Source organism: Haloterrigena gelatinilytica (assembly GCF_013342145.1).
Taxonomy (GTDB): Archaea; Halobacteriota; Halobacteria; order Halobacteriales; family Natrialbaceae; genus Haloterrigena; species Haloterrigena gelatinilytica.
Genome location: NZ_JABUQZ010000001.1, coordinates 1,600,225 through 1,616,761, shown reverse-complemented (window position 1 = coordinate 1,616,761; position 16,537 = coordinate 1,600,225). Strand labels below are relative to the sequence as shown.

16 protein-coding genes are annotated in these 16,537 nt (G+C 67.4%); 13 read left to right on the top strand and 3 right to left on the bottom strand.

The window, feature by feature from the left end; translation table 11 throughout:
• The first annotated feature begins 48 nt into the window (after positions 1 to 48).
• Positions 49 to 1,041: a phosphoribosylformylglycinamidine cyclo-ligase gene (gene purM, locus HTZ84_RS08135; RefSeq protein ID WP_174680217.1), complete on the top strand. Its 993-nt coding sequence runs from the start codon at positions 49 to 51 to the stop codon at positions 1,039 to 1,041.
• A 60-nt stretch (positions 1,042 to 1,101) separates the two neighbouring features.
• Here purM and HTZ84_RS08130 read toward each other — a convergent pair whose 3' ends face one another.
• Complete coding sequence (locus tag HTZ84_RS08130; RefSeq protein WP_174680216.1) at positions 1,102 to 1,575, bottom strand: universal stress protein; 474 nt, start codon at positions 1,573 to 1,575, stop codon at positions 1,102 to 1,104.
• Positions 1,576 to 1,684: 109 nt separating this feature from the next.
• Positions 1,685 to 2,281, bottom strand: a complete 597-nt coding sequence (locus HTZ84_RS08125; protein ID WP_174680215.1) for a macro domain-containing protein — start codon at positions 2,279 to 2,281, stop codon at positions 1,685 to 1,687.
• Between the two features lie 121 nt (positions 2,282 to 2,402).
• Here HTZ84_RS08125 and HTZ84_RS08120 point away from each other — a divergent pair, with 121 nt between their 5' ends.
• Positions 2,403 to 2,570: a hypothetical protein gene (locus HTZ84_RS08120; RefSeq protein WP_174680214.1), complete on the top strand. Its 168-nt coding sequence runs from the start codon at positions 2,403 to 2,405 to the stop codon at positions 2,568 to 2,570.
• 749 nt (positions 2,571 to 3,319) lie between these two features.
• Here the strand turns inward: HTZ84_RS08120 and dpsA are convergent.
• Positions 3,320 to 3,865 (bottom strand): DNA starvation/stationary phase protection protein DpsA, encoded by a 546-nt coding sequence (dpsA, locus tag HTZ84_RS08115; protein WP_174680213.1) that lies wholly within the window; start codon positions 3,863 to 3,865, stop codon positions 3,320 to 3,322.
• Between the two features lie 205 nt (positions 3,866 to 4,070).
• Between dpsA and HTZ84_RS08110 the strand changes: the two genes are divergently transcribed.
• The 11 genes from HTZ84_RS08110 (at position 4,071) to HTZ84_RS08060 (ending at position 16,477) form a co-directional block, all read left to right on the top strand.
• The gene (locus tag HTZ84_RS08110) at positions 4,071 to 5,540 is read left to right on the top strand and encodes an aldehyde dehydrogenase family protein (protein ID WP_174680212.1); all 1,470 of its coding nucleotides are present in this window, start codon (positions 4,071 to 4,073) and stop codon (positions 5,538 to 5,540) included.
• A gap of 143 nt (positions 5,541 to 5,683) precedes the next feature.
• A complete protein-coding gene (locus tag HTZ84_RS08105) occupies positions 5,684 to 6,721 on the top strand; it encodes a carbohydrate kinase family protein (protein WP_174680211.1) in 1,038 nt (345 codons plus the stop codon).
• 87 nt (positions 6,722 to 6,808) lie between these two features.
• Positions 6,809 to 7,993 (top strand): YihY/virulence factor BrkB family protein, encoded by a 1,185-nt coding sequence (locus tag HTZ84_RS08100; protein WP_174680210.1) that lies wholly within the window; start codon positions 6,809 to 6,811, stop codon positions 7,991 to 7,993.
• Between the two features lie 93 nt (positions 7,994 to 8,086).
• Positions 8,087 to 8,509 carry a hypothetical protein gene (locus HTZ84_RS08095; protein WP_174680209.1) on the top strand — a complete coding sequence of 141 codons (423 nt, stop codon included), beginning with the start codon at positions 8,087 to 8,089 and terminating at the stop codon, positions 8,507 to 8,509.
• A 156-nt stretch (positions 8,510 to 8,665) separates the two neighbouring features.
• Complete coding sequence (locus tag HTZ84_RS08090) at positions 8,666 to 9,754, top strand: metal ABC transporter substrate-binding protein (protein ID WP_174680208.1); 1,089 nt, start codon at positions 8,666 to 8,668, stop codon at positions 9,752 to 9,754.
• Positions 9,751 to 10,488 carry a metal ABC transporter ATP-binding protein gene (locus tag HTZ84_RS08085; RefSeq protein WP_174680207.1) on the top strand — a complete coding sequence of 246 codons (738 nt, stop codon included), beginning with the start codon at positions 9,751 to 9,753 and terminating at the stop codon, positions 10,486 to 10,488. The genes HTZ84_RS08090 and HTZ84_RS08085 overlap by 4 nt, the downstream gene beginning before the upstream one ends.
• A gap of 32 nt (positions 10,489 to 10,520) precedes the next feature.
• Positions 10,521 to 11,534 carry a metal ABC transporter permease gene (locus HTZ84_RS08080; RefSeq protein ID WP_174680206.1) on the top strand — a complete coding sequence of 338 codons (1,014 nt, stop codon included), beginning with the start codon at positions 10,521 to 10,523 and terminating at the stop codon, positions 11,532 to 11,534.
• Between the two features lie 102 nt (positions 11,535 to 11,636).
• Positions 11,637 to 13,754, top strand: a complete 2,118-nt coding sequence (locus HTZ84_RS08075; RefSeq protein ID WP_174680205.1) for an acetate--CoA ligase family protein — start codon at positions 11,637 to 11,639, stop codon at positions 13,752 to 13,754.
• A complete protein-coding gene (locus HTZ84_RS08070) occupies positions 13,751 to 14,947 on the top strand; it encodes a phosphotransacetylase family protein (protein WP_174680204.1) in 1,197 nt (398 codons plus the stop codon). Before HTZ84_RS08075 ends, HTZ84_RS08070 begins: the two co-directional genes overlap by 4 nt.
• Positions 14,948 to 15,401: 454 nt before the next feature.
• Positions 15,402 to 16,067, top strand: coding sequence for a DUF7344 domain-containing protein (locus HTZ84_RS08065; protein ID WP_254611820.1), 666 nt, complete (start codon positions 15,402 to 15,404; stop codon positions 16,065 to 16,067).
• A 116-nt stretch (positions 16,068 to 16,183) separates the two neighbouring features.
• On the top strand, positions 16,184 to 16,477 hold the full coding sequence (locus tag HTZ84_RS08060; RefSeq protein WP_008896901.1) for a PRC-barrel domain-containing protein: 294 nt from the start codon (positions 16,184 to 16,186) through the stop codon (positions 16,475 to 16,477).
• Positions 16,478 to 16,537 lie beyond the last annotated feature (60 nt).

Genomic DNA, 16,537 nt, shown 5'->3' with positions numbered 1-16,537 from the left:
CTCGCCCGGACCGGTGACCTTTTGCTCGCCCCGGGAGGTCGTTCAGACATGACCGATTCAGCGGACGACGGGAGCGAGGAACGGCTCACCTACGCGGAGACCGGCGTCGACATCGAAGCCAGCGAGGACGCGACCGCGGCCTTGCTCGAGGCCTTCGGCAGCGACCTGCGGACCGAGTACGCCGGCCTGATCGACATCGGCGACCGCTATCTGGCGCTGGCGACCGACGGCGTCGGGACCAAACTGCTGGTGGCGGAAGCGATCGAGGACTTCTCGACGATCGGGATCGACTGCATCGCGATGAACGTCAACGACCTCGTGGCCGCGGGCGTCGAGCCCGTCGCCTTCGTCGACTACCTCGCGATCGACGAGCCCGACGAGGCGCTGACCAACCAGATCGGCGAGGGGCTCGCCGTGGGGCTCGAGGAAGCCGACCTGACGATGCTCGGCGGCGAGACGGCGGTCATGCCCGAGGTCATCAAGGGGTTCGACCTCGCGGGCACCTGCGCCGGCCTCGCGGGCAAGGACGAGGTGCTCGAGGGCGAGGCGCAGGTCGGCGACGCCCTCGTCGGCTTCGCCTCGAACGGCATCCACTCGAACGGGCTCACCCTCGCGCGGGAAGCGGTCACGCGCGAGCACGACTACACCGACGAGTTCCCGCCGAACCCCGAGCGGACGATCGGCGAGGAACTGCTCCGGCCGACCCGGATCTACACGGACCTGCTCGAACCGATGCGCGAACACGGCGTGCGCGCGGCGGCCCACGTCACGGGCGGGGGCTGGACCAATCTGCTCCGGATGGGCGAGTTCGAGTACGTCGTCGACGACCCGTTCCCCGCGCAGGCGGTCTTCGAGTTCGTGCAGGAGGAGGGCAACGTGACCGACGAGGAGATGCACCGGACGTTCAACATGGGCACCGGCTTCGTCGTCGCGCTGCCCGAGGACCGCGCCGAGGACCTCGCAGCCGACACCGACGGACGGATCATCGGCCGCGTCGAAGCGGGCGATTCGGTCGAGGTCCGCGGGCTCTCGCTGTCCTGATCGGGACCCGCCGCTCCGGACTCGAATTCTCGAGACGACGGAGCGACCGTCGCGGCGCGATCAGAGCGTCGTGACCGGCGCGCTGGCGTTCCGGGTGACCGATTCGGGGACCGATCGGAAGATCGGACGGAACGCCGTCGGCGGGTGGTCCGCGATGACGATGTGGTCGACGGCGTGTTCCTCCGCGTAGTCGGTGATCTCCCTCGCCGCGCCGCCCGAGCGGACGGCCGGTTCGATCTCCCGGTCGTGGCGCTCGGCGAGTTCGTGCGCGCGAGAGAGGACCCGCTCGGCCCGTCGGCACTGGGCTCGCGTAAAGCGGTCCGGCGTCGGGAGCAGCTCCGCGCTCCGCTCGGCGGCCAGTTCGGGAATCACGTACTCGCACGGATCCCGGCCGCCGAACCGGGCGAACGGACCGGCCGCGTCGGTGACGTGGAGCACGGAGATTTTCGCCGCAGGATACTCTTCGAACGCGTACTCGAGCGCCGCGTCCGACGCGTCGGTTCGGCCCATCGCCACCAGTACGTGCCGCCCCATACGCTCGGCTTCGAGCACCGGTGGGTTATTCCTTCCCGACCACAGGTGGCGTCTTTAAGATGAACGGACCGAGATCCGGTTCGAGCGGACGTCGCCGGCGCGACTCCGGTCACCGATCGGACTCGCTCCCGTCGGTCGGCGCCGGCGAGTCGCCCGTCGCGGTCGCGGCGCGGATCGTCTCGTACTCCTCGTCGGCGTAGGCGATGAACCGAACCTCCGCCACGGTCTCGGGCTCGTAGTCGCGGATCTCCTCGGCGATGAGCGCGGCGCCCTCGGCGAGGTCGAAGCCCGCGACGCCACAGCCGAGCGCCGGGAGCGCGATCGATCGGCAGCGCAGGTCGTCGGCCTTCTCGAGCGCGTTCCGGGTTGCGTCGCGGATGCTTTCTTCGGTCGCCCGGCCGTCAGCACCAGAACCTTCGGTTCTGGTTAGCTCACGAGACTCCGACGGAGTCTCGTGAACCCCGTAGTGAGGCATCGCCGCAGCGTGGATGACGTAGTCGGCGTCCAGATCGTACGCGTCCGTCACGGCCACCTCGCCGAGATCGACGGGGCCCTTCGCCGTGGCCTCTTCGTTGATCTCCTCGCCCGCGCCGCGTCGGAGCGCGCCGGCGACGCCGGAACCCATCTCGAGGCTCGTCCCGGCGGCGTTGACGAGCGCGTCGGCTGACTGTGCGGCGATGTCGCCCTGTACGACGTCGAACTCCATACGCGCGGGTACGGCGTCCGACAGTGTGAAACTACGGCCTCCAACCGCGCGATCAGTTCGACTCCCAGAGACTTAGGCCGACCAAAAACTTTTTAGATTTAGGTATACCTAACTCCACGTGATGGACGTACCCGCCCGCAGGCAGGATTCCGATGCCGACGAGGAACCCGAGGAGCCGGCAGTGGTCGTGACCAGCCACGAGACGCGCCCCGGCAAGACGGTCTTCACCGAGCGCAACAACAACGACGGCTGGATCGCGACCGACCTCACCGTCGACCTCGAGCGCTGACCGTCGGGACGGGCTCCGACCGCGATCCCACGACCACCGACTCGAGCGCACCGCTCGTCCGTCGCTGACCCGACGGACCGAACCGTCACGCCGACTGACCTCGGCCATGGATCCTCTCTCTTCGGTTTTGACGCCACTAGACGTTGCAGAGTTGCCACCTCTGGGGACCCCCTTGCAAGCGGGCTCGAGAGCGACAGTCGACAGCCCGGCCTTCGGTGGCGCGCGCTGTCGGTCAGCCGAGCAACGCGAGGCTGACCGACGACCATGCGCGAGGGATGAGCGAACGAGCGGTGCGAGGGGTGAACACAGTGAACCCCTCGAAAAGCGAACGGTGACCGCTGGGAACCGTGAGCGACGCGAGTGAACGAATCGGTTGGGGAGGCCGTGGAATTCCTCGCTGCCAGCGGAAGTAGCGGACTACTACGTCGTGTCTTCCGAGCCGTCACTCACCTTCTCGTGACGACCTCGCGCGACTTCGGACCACGGCTCACTGAGCCCACGGGTCGCTTTTCTTCCCGTTCGCAGTACCGAGGCCTCCCGCCGTCGGTCTTACACCGTTCCGCGACACAGCGCGCGCCACCGTCTGCCGGTTTTGCGGTTCGAAATAACACGCGGAAAGATGCGACACTCCGGGTATCGGTATCCACCCTCGAGTGCGAAACGGGCTATTCGCTGGTCTCTCGATGCAGCAGTAAAAACGCGGAATCGATCGGCGACGCGGTTCGGTACCCGGCGTTTCCGTCGTCCGATTACTTCGTCGCTTCTTCGAGGACCAGCGTATCGTCCTCGAGGTAGTGCTCGAAGTGGTGGCCGTCTTCCTCGAGGTGGACGAGGATCTCGCGGAGGATCTCGCCCGTGGCGGGATCGCCGAGGTTCTCGGCGAGTTCGATGCTGCCGCGCATCGACTCGATGATGTCGCCGTACATCTCGAGGTCGTTCTCGAACATGGTGCGGACGTCGTAGACGTCCTCACCCTCGAACTCGACGGTCGCGCGGTCCTCGAGGTTTGTCGGGCCCGAGACGGGAACGCCGCCCAGCGCCTGGGCGCGCTCGGCGATCTCGTCGGCGCCCTCCTCGACGTGCTCGTAGGCCTCTTCGAGGAACTCGTGAAGCGGGAGGAACTCGGCGCCCTCGACGACCCAGTGGTGCTTCTTGAGCTGGTGGTAGAGGACGTACGAGTTCGCGAGCTCCGTGTTCAGCGCGTCGACGATCTGCTCGGCTTTCTCCTGCTCGAGGCGAAGTTCGTTCCCCTCGACGCTGTCAGCCGACTGGCGGACGGTCTCTTGGGTGCTCATTGTATTCGAACAAACGCGCGCGTTCCACTTAAAGATTTCCCATGCGAGAACATTTTTTCTGTAATCGGAAACCACAGTTCTCAATGGACGCTCTAGATTTTGGTCTACCTAACAATCGACCCGTCACCGAACGAGGTCATCAATACTTGCGTTATTTTTTCAAGCGTGAGTAAACTCTTTCAGTGTGGGGCTCTAAGAGACGGGTATGGCAACGAGAGCCGCACAGCGGAGAGAGCGACTGTACGTCGACGGTGAGTGGCTCGAGACCGAGAACGCGATCCCGGTCTCGGATCTCGCCGACGGAGGCACCTTCGCGCAGGTGACCGCTGCGGATCCGGCTGCGGCCCACGCCGCCCTCGAGGCAGCCCACGAGATCAAGCCGCACATGCGCGAGACGACCGTCGTCGAGCGCGCGAAGTGGTGCGAAGCGATCGCCGAGGGGCTGCGCGAGCGCGAGGAGGAACTCGCGGAGGTCATCGTCCGCGAGGCCGGGAAACCGATCTCCTCGGCCCGCGGCGAGGTCGGGCAGGCCGCCGAGCGATTCGACCGCGCGGCCGAGGAGGCTCGCAACGTCGTCAGCCAGGGCGAGTACCGCGAGGGCTCGACCGAGGGCCACGAGGGCTGGCAGGCGATCGTCAAACACGAGCCGATCGGCGCGGTGCTGTGTATCACGCCGTACAACTATCCGTTGGCGACCACGGCATTACAGGTAGCCCCTGCACTCGCCGCCGGTAACAGCGTCCTGCTCAAGCCCGCCAGCAAGACGCCCATCTCGGCGGCGATCCTCGCCGACGTCATCAGCGAGGTCGACGGGATTCCGGACGGCGCCTTCAACTTCGTCCCCGGCGAGGCCAGCGAGATCGGCGACGTGCTCTCCGGCGACGACCGCGTCAACGCCATCGCGATGACCGGCTCCTCGGGCGCCGGCAAACACGTCGCCCGCGAGAGCGGCATGGTCAACCTGCACATGGAACTGGGCGGCAACGCCCCGGCGATCGTCTTCGAGGACGCCGACCTCACCGACGTCGCGGGCAACTGCGCCAAGGGCTCGTTCAAGTACGCCGGCCAGCGCTGCTCGGCCGTCTCGCGCGTGCTCGCCCACGAGTCGGTCCACGACGACCTCGTCGAGCTGATCGACGGCCAGATGGACGCCTGGACCGCCGGCGACCTCTTCGAGGAGGACACCGCCTTCGGCCCGCTCATCAGCGAAGAGCAGGCCGACTGGGTCGCGGAACTGGTCGAGGACGCCGTCGACAAGGGCGCGGAGATCGTCCGCGGCGGGAGTCGCCGCGCCCCCGAGGGCGTGCCGGACGAACTCGCCGACCAGTTCTTCGAACCGACGCTGCTGGCGAACGTTCCCCGCGACGCCCGCATCGTCGACGAAGAGCAGTTCGGCCCCATCGCCGCGGTCACCACCTTCAGCGACGAGGAGGAGGCCATCGAGATCGCCAACAGCTCCGATCTGGCGCTCGACGCGGCCGTCTTCACGAGCGACCACAAGCGCGCGATGAACGTCGCGAACCGCGTCGACGCCGGCGCGGTCCGGATCAACGGCGCGCCGAGCCACGGGCTGGGCGACATCCCCTTCGGCGGCAACAAGGACTCCGGTATCGGCCGCGAGGGGCTCGACGCTTCGATCCACGAGATGATGCGCGAGAAGAGCATCATCCTGTAAGTCGAACACCGATCTCTCTACGCTTTCTCTCGTTTCGACCGGCCGCTCGAGAGCGATAGCGCCGGCACCGCTGCCAGCGTCGCGCCGCCGACGGTCCGCCAGCGCTCGGTATCCATAAACCGCCGGCCGACTGATACGCAGACATGACTCGCGACGTCCTCGTCGCCGGTGAGACGCTGATCGACTTCATCCCTGAGCGCTCCGGGCCGCTCGAGGACGTCCCCGGCTTCGACCGTCGGCCCGGCGGCGCGCCGGCCAACGTCGCCGTCGGCCTCGCACGGCTCGAGGCGCCGCCGCTGTTCTGGACCCGCGTCGGCGCGGACCCGTTCGGGCGGTACCTCGAGACCGTCCTCGACGACGCCGACCTCCCGGACCGATTCGTCGAGCGCGACCCCGACGCGAAGACGACGCTCGCGTTCGTCACCCACGACGAGACCGGCGACCGCGAGTTCACGTTCTACCGCGAGGACACCGCCGATACGCGGCTCGAGCCCGGTCGGATCGGCGACGCGACGCTCGAGGACCTCGAGTGGGTCCACGCGGGCGGAGTCACCCTCGCCAGCGAGCCGGCGCGGACGGCGACGATCGACCTGCTCGAGCGGGCCGCCGACGCGGGCTGTACGACCTCGTTCGATCCGAACTTCCGACCCGAACTGTGGCCCGACCGGGAGGCGTTCGCCCGCGTCGGTCGCGAGGCGTTGGCCCACGTCGACGTCTGCAAGGCGACGGTCGGCGAACTCGAGCGGCTGGGGTACGCGGGCGACGGTGCGGCCGACGCTTCCGATGCCGAATCGAAGCCCGAAGCGATCGCTCGAGCGGTGCTCGAAGACGGCGCTCCCGGTGAGAGCCCGCATACCGTCTTCGTCACGCGGGGCGACGAGGGCGCCGTCGCGGCCGCGTCGGAACGCGCGCCGTGGCCCGCTGAACCCGCGTCGGCCGAGTCGAACGCGCGCGTCGCGAGCCATCCGGGATTCGACGTCGACGTGGTCGATACGACGGGCGCGGGCGACGCGTTCGTCGCCGGCGTCATCGCCGCGCTTCGAGACGGCCGCTCCCTCGAGGCCGCGCTGGGTTTCGCGGGCGCGGTCGCCGCGACGGCGACGACCGACGCGGGGGCGATGGCGGCCCTGCCGACCCGCAGCACGGTCGAGGCGCTGCTCGAGGACGGACCGGAACCGTGACGGAGTCTCCGCGTCCGCCCCCTGCGGGAAACCCACACGGTCGCTGCAAGCCGACGGCATAACGCCGTTGGGAACCCGTATACGTCTATGTCTACGGATCTTCGCGACGGCCTCTCCTTTGGGAAGACGGTCGTCGGAGGTATTCAGGAGAAGAACGTGCCGTTTATGGCCGCGAGCATCGCCTATCAGGCGTTCATCTCGCTGCTGCCGTTGCTCGTCCTCGTCTTCTTCCTCGTCACGATCGCGGGCGGCGACGCGTTCGCCGACCAGGTTTCGGCCGCGACGGAGGGCTTTCTTCCCGATAGCGGCCAGTTGTTAATCGAGAACGCGATCGAGGATTCGCCGGCGTCGGCCGGCTCCACGATCGTCGGCCTCGTCGTGCTCCTGTGGGGGTCACTGAAGATCTTCCGCGGACTCGACACGGCGTTCTCGGAGATCTACGGGACGACCAACGAGAACTCGTTCCTCGACCAGATCCACGACGCGCTGATCGTCTTCGGCGTCATCGGCGGCGCGCTCATCTTCGCGGCCGTCGCGACCGCGATCGTCGCGTTCCTGCCGGAGATCCCCTTCCTCGGCGTCGCGCAGTCGATCCTGCTGTTCGTCATTCTCGCGATCGCGTTCTTCCCGATGTACTACTACTTCCCCGACGTCGGCTCGTCCAAGCGACAGGTGATCCCCGGCGTCGTCGTCGCGGCCCTCGGCTGGACGCTACTCCAGTCGCTGTTCCGGGTGTACGTCTCCTTCGCCTCCAGTTCGGAGTCGGCGGGCCCCCTCGGCGCCATCCTCCTGCTGTTGACCTGGCTCTACTTCGGCGGGATGATTCTGTTAATCGGCGCCGTCGTCAACGCCGTCGGCCTGGGCTACCTCGAGCCCGGAGCCGACGCGGAGGAGACGGACGACGAGACCGTCGATCTCGAGGAAGAGTCGATCGCCGCGACCGACCGCGATCCGTTCGTCGACGACGGCGCTCGAGAACGCGAGGAACTCGCCGCCCGGGTCGAGACCCTCCGGCGCGAACGCGACCAGTTGCGAAACGACCTCGAGGCCCAGCGCGAGCGCCGCTACCGGCTCGAGGACCGCGTCGACGACCTCGAGGCGAACGCGGAGCGACTGGAGACGACGGTCGATGATCTCGAGGCCGAGAACGAACGGCTGCGGCGCGAACTCGAGGAGCGACGGGAGACGGAGCCGGCGTGGCGGCGCGGGGCCCGAACGGTGCTGCGCCACGTCCGGACGCTGAACGTCGGCACGGTCGAACGGCGGAAGTAGCGGCGGACCGCCGTCCCGTCACTCCAGCGTGCGCTCGCTTCGTTCGACGGGAGAGTCGAGACATCTTAGTGATTCCCGCCGCCACTCACATTCGTGTCGCATCCGGTTCGAGACGCGCGCCGTCGGATCCAGACCGAACACGCCCCGGTCATCGAGGCGATCCAGGACTGCGCCGACCGGATCGCCGAACCCTGGGATACGTCGCGGACCACCGATCGGACCACCGTCACCGACGGCCTCCGTTCGGAACTCGAGTCGTCCGGACTGTTCGAGCGACTCCCGCAGGTACTGGCCGACGTCGTCGCGGCGACGGGCCACGAGCTGTCGGCCCGGCCGGTCGCCGGGCCACCGTACGTCGTCGTCACGAGCCGCGGCCCCGTCCTTCGGGCGACGATCGGTCCCGGGCGCCTGGTGATCCGCTTCGACGTGTTCGACGTCGTCCGCGACGCCGAACCGAGCCAGCCGCCGGCGTACCGACGCCACAACGGGGTCAAACTCGGCGTCTCGCTCGAGTGAGCGCGCCGCTTCTCGCGGCTTCAGTCCTCGCCTCTCCTCGCTGCCGAAATTCGCTCGCCGCCCAGTTAGCAACAACTCCCCCTATAACTACCTCGAGTTAATAATGTATCTGGGTTGGATAATAACGCTTTTATCCGGCGGGGCGTATTTTCGGATATGAACCGAACACGGCGGTCGCTGCTGGGGGCAGGTGGGAGCCTCCTCGCTGCGAGCGCGTTTGCCGGCTGTCTCGACGATCTGGACCTCGCCGAACGGGAGTACGACACGGGGTACGCCGCCCTGTTTAGCCTGTGGGACTGGGCCGAGCAGGTCAGCGGCGAGACGATGGCGTTCGAGAACCCGGTGGGAACCGGCGAGTCGGGCCACGGCTGGAGTCCGCCGGGGGACCTCACCCGCGACATCGCCGACGCGGGCGTCTTCGTCTACCTCGACACGCCCGAGTTCGCGTGGGCGCAGGACATCGCGTCGACGCTCGAGGCGGACTACGACGACGTGATCGTCGTCGACGGCTTCGCGGGACTCGACGATCAGTTGCTCGAGTGGGACCACGAGACGGGTTCCGGCGGGCACGATCACGAGAACGACACTGAGACGCACGAAGACGGTGAGCACGAGCACGGAGACGAGAACCACAGCGAGGACGACGGCCACGAGCACGGAGACGACGGTCACGATCACGACCACGATCGCTCCTCGTTCGATCCCCACGCCTGGCTCGATCCCGTCCTCGCACGGGACATCCTCGAGAACATCGTCGACGGCTTAGTCGAGGCCCACCCCGACGAGGAGGAGACGTTCCGGGCCAACGCCGACGAGTACGTCGACGTCCTCGAGGACGTCGACCAGCAGTTCGAGGCGCTCATCGAGGACGCGGACCGCCGCACCGCCGTCTTCGCCGGCCACGATTCCTTCACCTATCTCGAGGACCGGTACGGCTTCGAACTGCACACGCCCGTCGGCGTCTCCCCGAACGAGGAGCCGAGCCAGAGTGAGATTTCGGAGACCATCGATCACATCGACGAGAACGGGATCGATACGATCCTCTACGACGCCTTCGACGCCCCCGAAGGCCAACACCCGCCCCTCGTCGGGACGCTCCTCGACGGCAGCGACGCGACCGACGCGATGCCCCTCGCGACCGCCTCGGGGACCCTCGCCTCGTGGGAGGAACGGGGCTGGGGCTACCGTGAGCAAATGGAAGAGATAAACATCCCCGCGTTCAGAGAAGCACTAGACGCACAGTGACCGTCGTCGATCTCCAGAACGTGACGTTCGCCTACGGCGACCAGCCCGCGGTCCGCGACGTCTCCCTGACCGTCGAGGAAGGCGACTTCCTCGGGCTCATCGGCCCGAACGGCTCCGGGAAGACGACGCTCCTGCACCTCATGCTCGGTCTACACGAGGCCGACAGCGGCCGGGTCGAACTCTTCGGCGAACCGGTCGACGCCTTCGACGAGGGCGAGCGGATCGGCTACGTCTCCCAGCAGGCGACCAGCGGCGGCGGGACGATGCCGGTCACCGTCCGCGAGGCCGTGACCATGGGTCGGTTCGCCCACGTCGGCCACGGCCGGGTTCGGGAGGCAGACCGCGAGATCGTCGCCGACGCCATCGAGACGGTCGGCATCGAGGACCTCGCCGACCGGCAGGTCAACCAGCTCTCGGGCGGCCAGCGACAGCGCGCCTACATCGCGCGGGCGCTGGCCTCCGAGGCGGATCTGCTGGCGCTGGACGAGCCGACCGTCGGGGTCGACGCCGAGTCGCGCGACGCCTTCTACCAACTGCTCGAGTCGCTCAACGACGACGGGATCACGATCATCCTGATCGAGCACGACATCGGCGTCGTCACGGACCGCGCGAACCGAATCGCCTGTATCAACACGGAACTGTACCACCACGGCGACACCGAGTCGTTCGTCGAGAGCGACGCGCTCACCGAGGCCTACGGGGCGACGGGGCAGGTCGTCCACCACCACCACTGAGACGCTGATATCGAGAGACTGAGATACGAGCTATGCACCGCGAGACGAGACTTCGGCTGGAACTGATCGGAATCGGCGCGACGGGACTGCTGGCGGCGGTCATGATCGGCTTTCTCGCCCTCGACTATCTGCAGGACTACGCCGTCGCGGGAGCGATGTACGAACAGTATCGCATCGCCGGCCGGCTGCTGGACTACGTCCTCGGGACGAACGTCTTCAGACACCCGTTCATGTGGCGCTCGATCGCGACGGGGATCCTGATCGGGATCGTCGCGCCGCTGGTCGGCACCTACCTCGTCCACCGCGAGATGGCGCTGATCGGCGAGACGCTCGCCCACACGGCCTTCGCCGGCGTCGCGATCGGGCTGCTGTTCAGCGCCACGACGGATCTGGGCGTCTCGCTGTTGCTCGCGGCGCTGATCGTCGCCATCCTCGGCGCGCTCGGCGTCCAGTGGCTGACCGAGCACACGGACACCTACGGCGACGTGCCGATCGCGATCATGCTGACCGGCAGCTTCGCCGTCGGCACGCTCATCATCAGCTACGGTCGCGGCATGACCGGGATCAACGTCGAGAACTACCTCTTCGGGAGCATCTCCGTCGTCACGCCCGGCGGCGCGCGGCTAATGGCCGCGCTGAGCGTCGCCGTCGTCGCCGTCGTCGTCGCGACCTACAAGCAGCTGCTGTTCATCACGTTCGACGAGCAGGCCGCCCGGGTCGCCCGGCTCAACGTCACCTGGTACAACACCCTGCTGATCGTCATGACGGCCGTGGTCGTCGTCGGCGCGATGCAGATCCTCGGCGTCATCCTCGTGGCCGCGATGCTCGTCATCCCGGTCGCGGCCGCCACGCAGATCGCCCACAGCTTCCGGGAGACGCTGTTCTGCTCGATCCTGTTCGGGCAGGTGTCGATCCTCGGCGGCTTCGCCGTCTCGATCGGCGGCAGTCTGCCGACCGGCGGCTCGATCGTCGTCGTCGCCATCGCCTGCTACCTGGTCGCGATCGTCGCCTCGAGTCGGTCGACGGCGGCGATTTCGACGCACTGATCGACGCCCGCCTCGCGCGTTTCTCCGGCCGACCGACCGGCCGCTCCCACGCGGCGGGACCACGCCACACGTTTAACAGGTCGCTCGGCGAAACCTCGAGCGATGGGACGGTTAGCCGAACTTTTCGATCCCGAGACCGTCGCCGTAGTCGGCGCGACCGACCGCGAGGGCGCCGTCGGCCGCGCGATCACGGCGAACCTGCGAGACCGGTTCGACGGCGAGGTCGTGCCGATCAATCCCGGCCGCGACGAAGTGCTCGGGCTCGAGTGCTATTCGGACGTGTCGAGCGCGCCGCCGATCGATCTGGCGGTGGTCGTCGTACCGCCCGACGCGGTGATCGACGCCTTGCGCGATCTCGGCGAGGCCGGGACGCGAAACGTCGTCGTCATCACCGCCGGCTTCTCGGAGACCGGCGGCGAGGGGGCCGACCGCGAGCGGCGACTGCGCGCGGTCGCCGACGAGTACGACCTCAACGTCGTCGGCCCCAACAGCCTCGGAGTCATGGCCACGCCCAACGGTATGAACGCCACGTTCGGCCCCGAGCACGCCCTCGAGGGGTCGATCTCCTTTATGAGCCAGTCCGGCGCGTTCATCACCGCCGTCTTAGACTGGGCCAACGAGCAGGGGATCGGCTTCCAGGACGTCGTCTCGCTCGGGAACAAGGCCGTGCTCGACGAGACGGACTTCGTCCGCGAGTGGGGCGACGACCCCGACACCGACGTCATCATCGGTTACCTCGAGGACGTCGACGACGGCCAGGGGTTCATCGAGGCCGCCCGCGAGGTGACCGACGACACCCCGATCGTCCTCGTCAAGTCCGGCCGGACCGACGCGGGCGCGCAGGCCGCCTCCTCGCACACGGGCGCGATCGCCGGCAGCGAGCGGGCCTACGAGGCGGGCCTCGAGCAGGCCGGCGTCCTCCGCGCCCGCTCGGTCCAGGAGCTGTTCGACTCCGCGCGGGCCCTCGCGGGACTGCCCGAACCCGAATCCGACGGCGTCGCCGTCGTCACCAACGCGGGCGGTCCCGGGGTCCTGACGACGGACGCCGTCGGCGACTCGACGCTCGAGATGGCCGGCTTCACCGACGGGACGATCGACCGGCTCGCCGAGGCGATGCCCGACGAGGCCAACGTCTACAACCCGATCGACGCCATCGGCGACGCCGACGTCGATCGGTTCGGCGAGGCCTTAGAGATCGCCCTCGAGGATCCCAACGTCGGCAGCGCAGTCGTCGTCGCGGCGCCGACCGCCGTCCTCTCCTACGACGAACTGGCGGAGACGGTCATCGACGAGCTCGAAGCCCACGACACGCCCGTCGTCACCTGCCTGATGGGCGGCGGACGCGCCCGCGAGGCCGAGGAGACGCTGCGCGAGTCGGGGATTCCGAACTACTTCGACCCCTCGCGGGCGGTCTCCGGACTCGACGCCCTCGCCCGGTTTCGGGACATCCGCGAGCGGACCGTCGACGAGCCCGAGCGCTTCGACGTCGACCGCGAGCGGGCCCGCGAGATCCTCGCCCGCGCCGAACGCCGCGACGACAACCGGCTGGGCGTCGAGTCGATGGAACTGCTCGAGGCCTACGGGATTCCGACGCCCGCCGGCGAGATCGTCGACGATCCCGACCGAGCGCGCGAGGTGGCCGAGTCCATCGAGGACGACGTCGTGATGAAGATCGTCAGCCCCGACATTTCCCACAAGTCCGACATCGGCGGCGTCAAGGTCGGCGTCCCCGACGACGAGGTCTACGACGCCTACGAGGACCTCGTCGCTCGCGCGCGCAACTACCAGCCCGACGCGACGATCCTCGGGGTGCAGGTCCAGGAGCAGTTAGACCTCGACGCGGCGACCGAGACCATCGTCGGGATGAACCGCGACCCGCAGTTCGGCCCGCTGTTGCTGTTCGGCCTCGGCGGTATCTTCGTCGAGATCCTAGAGGACACGTCGGTCCGCGTCGCCCCGATCGGCGAGGGCGAAGCCCGGGACATGATCGACGAGATCCAGGCCGCGCCGCTGTTGCGCGGCGCCCGCGGGCGCGAGCCGGCCGACGTCGAGGGCGTCGTCGAGACGATTCAGCGGCTCTCACAGCTGGTGACCGACTTCCCGGCGATCCTCGAACTCGACGTCAACCCGCTCGTGGCGGGCCCCGACGGCGTAGAAGCGATCGATCTCAGACTCACCGTCGATCCGGACGAACTCGCAGACGACACGGAGGAACCATGAGCGACACTGACACTGACACTGATCCCACCGACACCGATACCACTCCCGACGACACCGAAACGACCGACGGTCGGCAGCCCGACGACCGGCAGGACGACCGACAGTCGACAGACGCCGCCGCGAGCGACGCCGACACGATCCTCGTCAGTTCGCTCGCGGAGAGCACCGGCAAGACGGCGATCACGCTGGCGCTGGCCCGGCTCGCGGCCGAGGCGGGCGACAGCGTCGGCTACATGAAACCGAAGGGCACCCGACTCGAGAGCAACGTCGGGAAGACCTTGGACGAGGATCCGCTGCTCGCCCGGGAACTCCTCGACCTCGAGGCCGAGATGCACGATCTAGAGCCCGTCGTCTACTCGCCGACGTTCGTCGAGCAGGCGATCCGCGGCCGCGAGGACGCCGCCGAGATCCGCGAGCGCGTGGTCGAGGCCTTCGAGACGCTCGCCGACGGCCGGGACCGCATGTTCCTCGAGGGCGGCGGCGAGTACGACGTGGGGGGCATCGTCGACCTCACCGACGCCGACGTCGCGGAACTCTTGGACGCCCGCGTCGTCCTCGTCGCTTCCCACGAGGTTCCGGGCGATATCGACGACGTGCTCGCCGCGGCCGACGCCTTCGACGACCGGCTCGCCGGCGTCATCTACAACGACGTCGCGGACGCCGTCTACGATACGCTCGAGACCGACGTCGTCGCCGCGCTCGAGGAGCGGGAGATTCCGGTCTTCGGCGTGCTCCCCAGCGAGCGGACGCTCTCGGGGGTCACCGTCGGCGAACTGGCCGAAGAGCTCGGCGCCTCGACGCTCGTCGAGGACGGACGGGACGCCTACGTCGAGCGGTTCAGCGTCGGCGCGATGGGCGCCGACAGCGCCCTGCGTCACTTCCGCCGGACGAAAGACGCCGCCGTGATCACCGGCGGCGACCGCGCCGAGATTCACACGGCCGCGCTCGAGGCCCCCGGCGTGCGCTGTCTCATCCTGACCGGCGGTCACCGCCCGTCGGGCGCGATCATCGGTCAGGCCGCCGAGAAGGGGATGCCGATCCTCTCGGTACAGACGGACACGTTGACGACAGTCGAGCGCGCCGAGGACGTCGTCCGAAGCGGCCGCACGCGCGACGAGGAAACCGTCGACCGGATGGCGGAACTGCTGACCGACCACGCGGCGGTCGACTCGATCCTCGACGGGGCTCGCTAGGCGCTCGAGTCTCGGTCGGCCGTCGATCATCTTACGCGGGACCGTTCACAGCTGGCGTCGAGTCAGCGAGATTGAACCATCCGAATTAGGTGTGGAGGAGCCGTCTCTGCCGCGGTCTCTTCCTGAACTGATTCGGCGTGAGCCCCGATCGTCCTCGGGACGCGATTCACAGATTCGTACTAACGATTGCGGGTGAAACTCAGTCGAACCAAATCGTATTGGGGAACCGCTTATCGCCCCGTAACGACATTCGTCGAGTACGGAACAACCACCGATATCGCCGACGCAGCGTTTCGGCGTTTCAGTCGTCTGACGCTACGGGAAGCGTTAGCCCGCAACATATCCTACTCCTAGTGTATGTTTTAATTAGATCAATCTATAGTAACATTTTGCACCGGACTCATAAACAGAAGGTTTACATAGAGATAGTTTTCTTCTGAGAACGTACGATATGATGCCCAAAACAGATCGCCGCTCCTCCACGGGCATGCCCTCCGACGACTCCCAGTCCGATGATCCCCCGAGCGACGAGTCCGAAGCGCTCTCGCCGGACGAGATCTTTCACATCCTGCAAACGAACCGCAGACGCGACACGATCGCCTATCTCCTGGATCGGGAGGGACCGATCAAGATGAGCGATATCGCCGAACACGTCGCGGCGAAAGAACACGAGACGACCGTCGAAGAGCTCACGTCGAAACAACGCCAGCGCGTGTATATCCCGCTGTATCAGTCCCACCTCCCGAAGCTCGATACGAAGGGAATCATCGACTACAACAAGCCCCGCGGCATCGTCCGGCCGACCGAACGCATCGAGATCTTCCGACCGTATCTCGAGGCCGTCGAATCGGACGCGTCTCCGACGAAGTCGGACGCCGACGCCAACGCCAATACCGACGCCGGCGACGGTCTCACCAGCCAGTTGGTAGACGGCTCCCGCGCGATGCTCGTCGGGGCGAGCGTCGGCCTGCTCGCGGCCTCCGTGAGCGGATTCCTCGTGATTCCCGAACTGACGCTCGCGGCCATCATCGGGCTCCTGTTCGTCCTGACGACGATCAAGACGAACCTGGCCGACTCCGCCGCGACGAACCGCTCCGACGACAAGCGGCTGTCGCAATGACGAGCGCTCGAGCGAGCCGCGCGAATCGGAGCGCGACCGGGCCTCGACCCCGCACGGGGTCTCGGCCGCGGAGCGTCTGACCAAGAATTAAGAGTCCACCCTGCATGTGCCCAGATATGGACGACACTCCCCAGGAAATCACCTCGCTCGTCGGACGAGAGGTCTACTCGAACAACGGCGTCTTCGTCGGCGAAGTCGAAGACCTGCGGCTGAACGTCGACGGACAGACCATCACCGGCCTCGCGCTCGGCAACCTCAACTCCGAACTGTTCACCGACGCCACCCGCAGCGGGCAGGGCGTCATCGTTCCCTACCGCTGGGTTCGCGCCGTCGGCGACGTGATCCTGATCAACGACGTCGTCGAACGCGTCCGCCAGCCCGACGAGGAAGAGGAAGAACTCATCGCATAACCGGCTCTCGCGCGGGCCAGCTCCGATCTGTTTCGCGCTCGCAGAGCGGTCCGTCTCTCG

Excerpts from the sequence above, each read along its gene's own strand:
- HTZ84_RS08110 (WP_174680212.1), top strand. The coding sequence starts at position 4,071 with ATGGCAACGAGAGCCGCACAGCGGAGAGAGCGACTGTACGTCGACGGT.
- HTZ84_RS08130 (WP_174680216.1), bottom strand. The coding sequence starts at position 1,575 with ATGGGGCGGCACGTACTGGTGGCGATGGGCCGAACCGACGCGTCGGAC.
- HTZ84_RS08075 (WP_174680205.1), top strand. The coding sequence starts at position 11,637 with ATGGGACGGTTAGCCGAACTTTTCGATCCCGAGACCGTCGCCGTAGTC.
- HTZ84_RS08060 (WP_008896901.1), top strand. The coding sequence starts at position 16,184 with ATGGACGACACTCCCCAGGAAATCACCTCGCTCGTCGGACGAGAGGTC.
- HTZ84_RS08120 (WP_174680214.1), top strand. The coding sequence starts at position 2,403 with ATGGACGTACCCGCCCGCAGGCAGGATTCCGATGCCGACGAGGAACCC.
- HTZ84_RS08105 (WP_174680211.1), top strand. The coding sequence starts at position 5,684 with ATGACTCGCGACGTCCTCGTCGCCGGTGAGACGCTGATCGACTTCATC.
- purM (WP_174680217.1), top strand. The coding sequence starts at position 49 with ATGACCGATTCAGCGGACGACGGGAGCGAGGAACGGCTCACCTACGCG.
- dpsA (WP_174680213.1), bottom strand. The coding sequence starts at position 3,865 with ATGAGCACCCAAGAGACCGTCCGCCAGTCGGCTGACAGCGTCGAGGGG.
- HTZ84_RS08065 (WP_254611820.1), top strand. The coding sequence starts at position 15,402 with ATGCCCAAAACAGATCGCCGCTCCTCCACGGGCATGCCCTCCGACGAC.
- HTZ84_RS08080 (WP_174680206.1), top strand. The coding sequence starts at position 10,521 with ATGCACCGCGAGACGAGACTTCGGCTGGAACTGATCGGAATCGGCGCG.
- HTZ84_RS08100 (WP_174680210.1), top strand. The coding sequence starts at position 6,809 with ATGTCTACGGATCTTCGCGACGGCCTCTCCTTTGGGAAGACGGTCGTC.
- HTZ84_RS08125 (WP_174680215.1), bottom strand. The coding sequence starts at position 2,281 with ATGGAGTTCGACGTCGTACAGGGCGACATCGCCGCACAGTCAGCCGAC.
- HTZ84_RS08070 (WP_174680204.1), top strand. The coding sequence starts at position 13,751 with ATGAGCGACACTGACACTGACACTGATCCCACCGACACCGATACCACT.
- HTZ84_RS08090 (WP_174680208.1), top strand. The coding sequence starts at position 8,666 with ATGAACCGAACACGGCGGTCGCTGCTGGGGGCAGGTGGGAGCCTCCTC.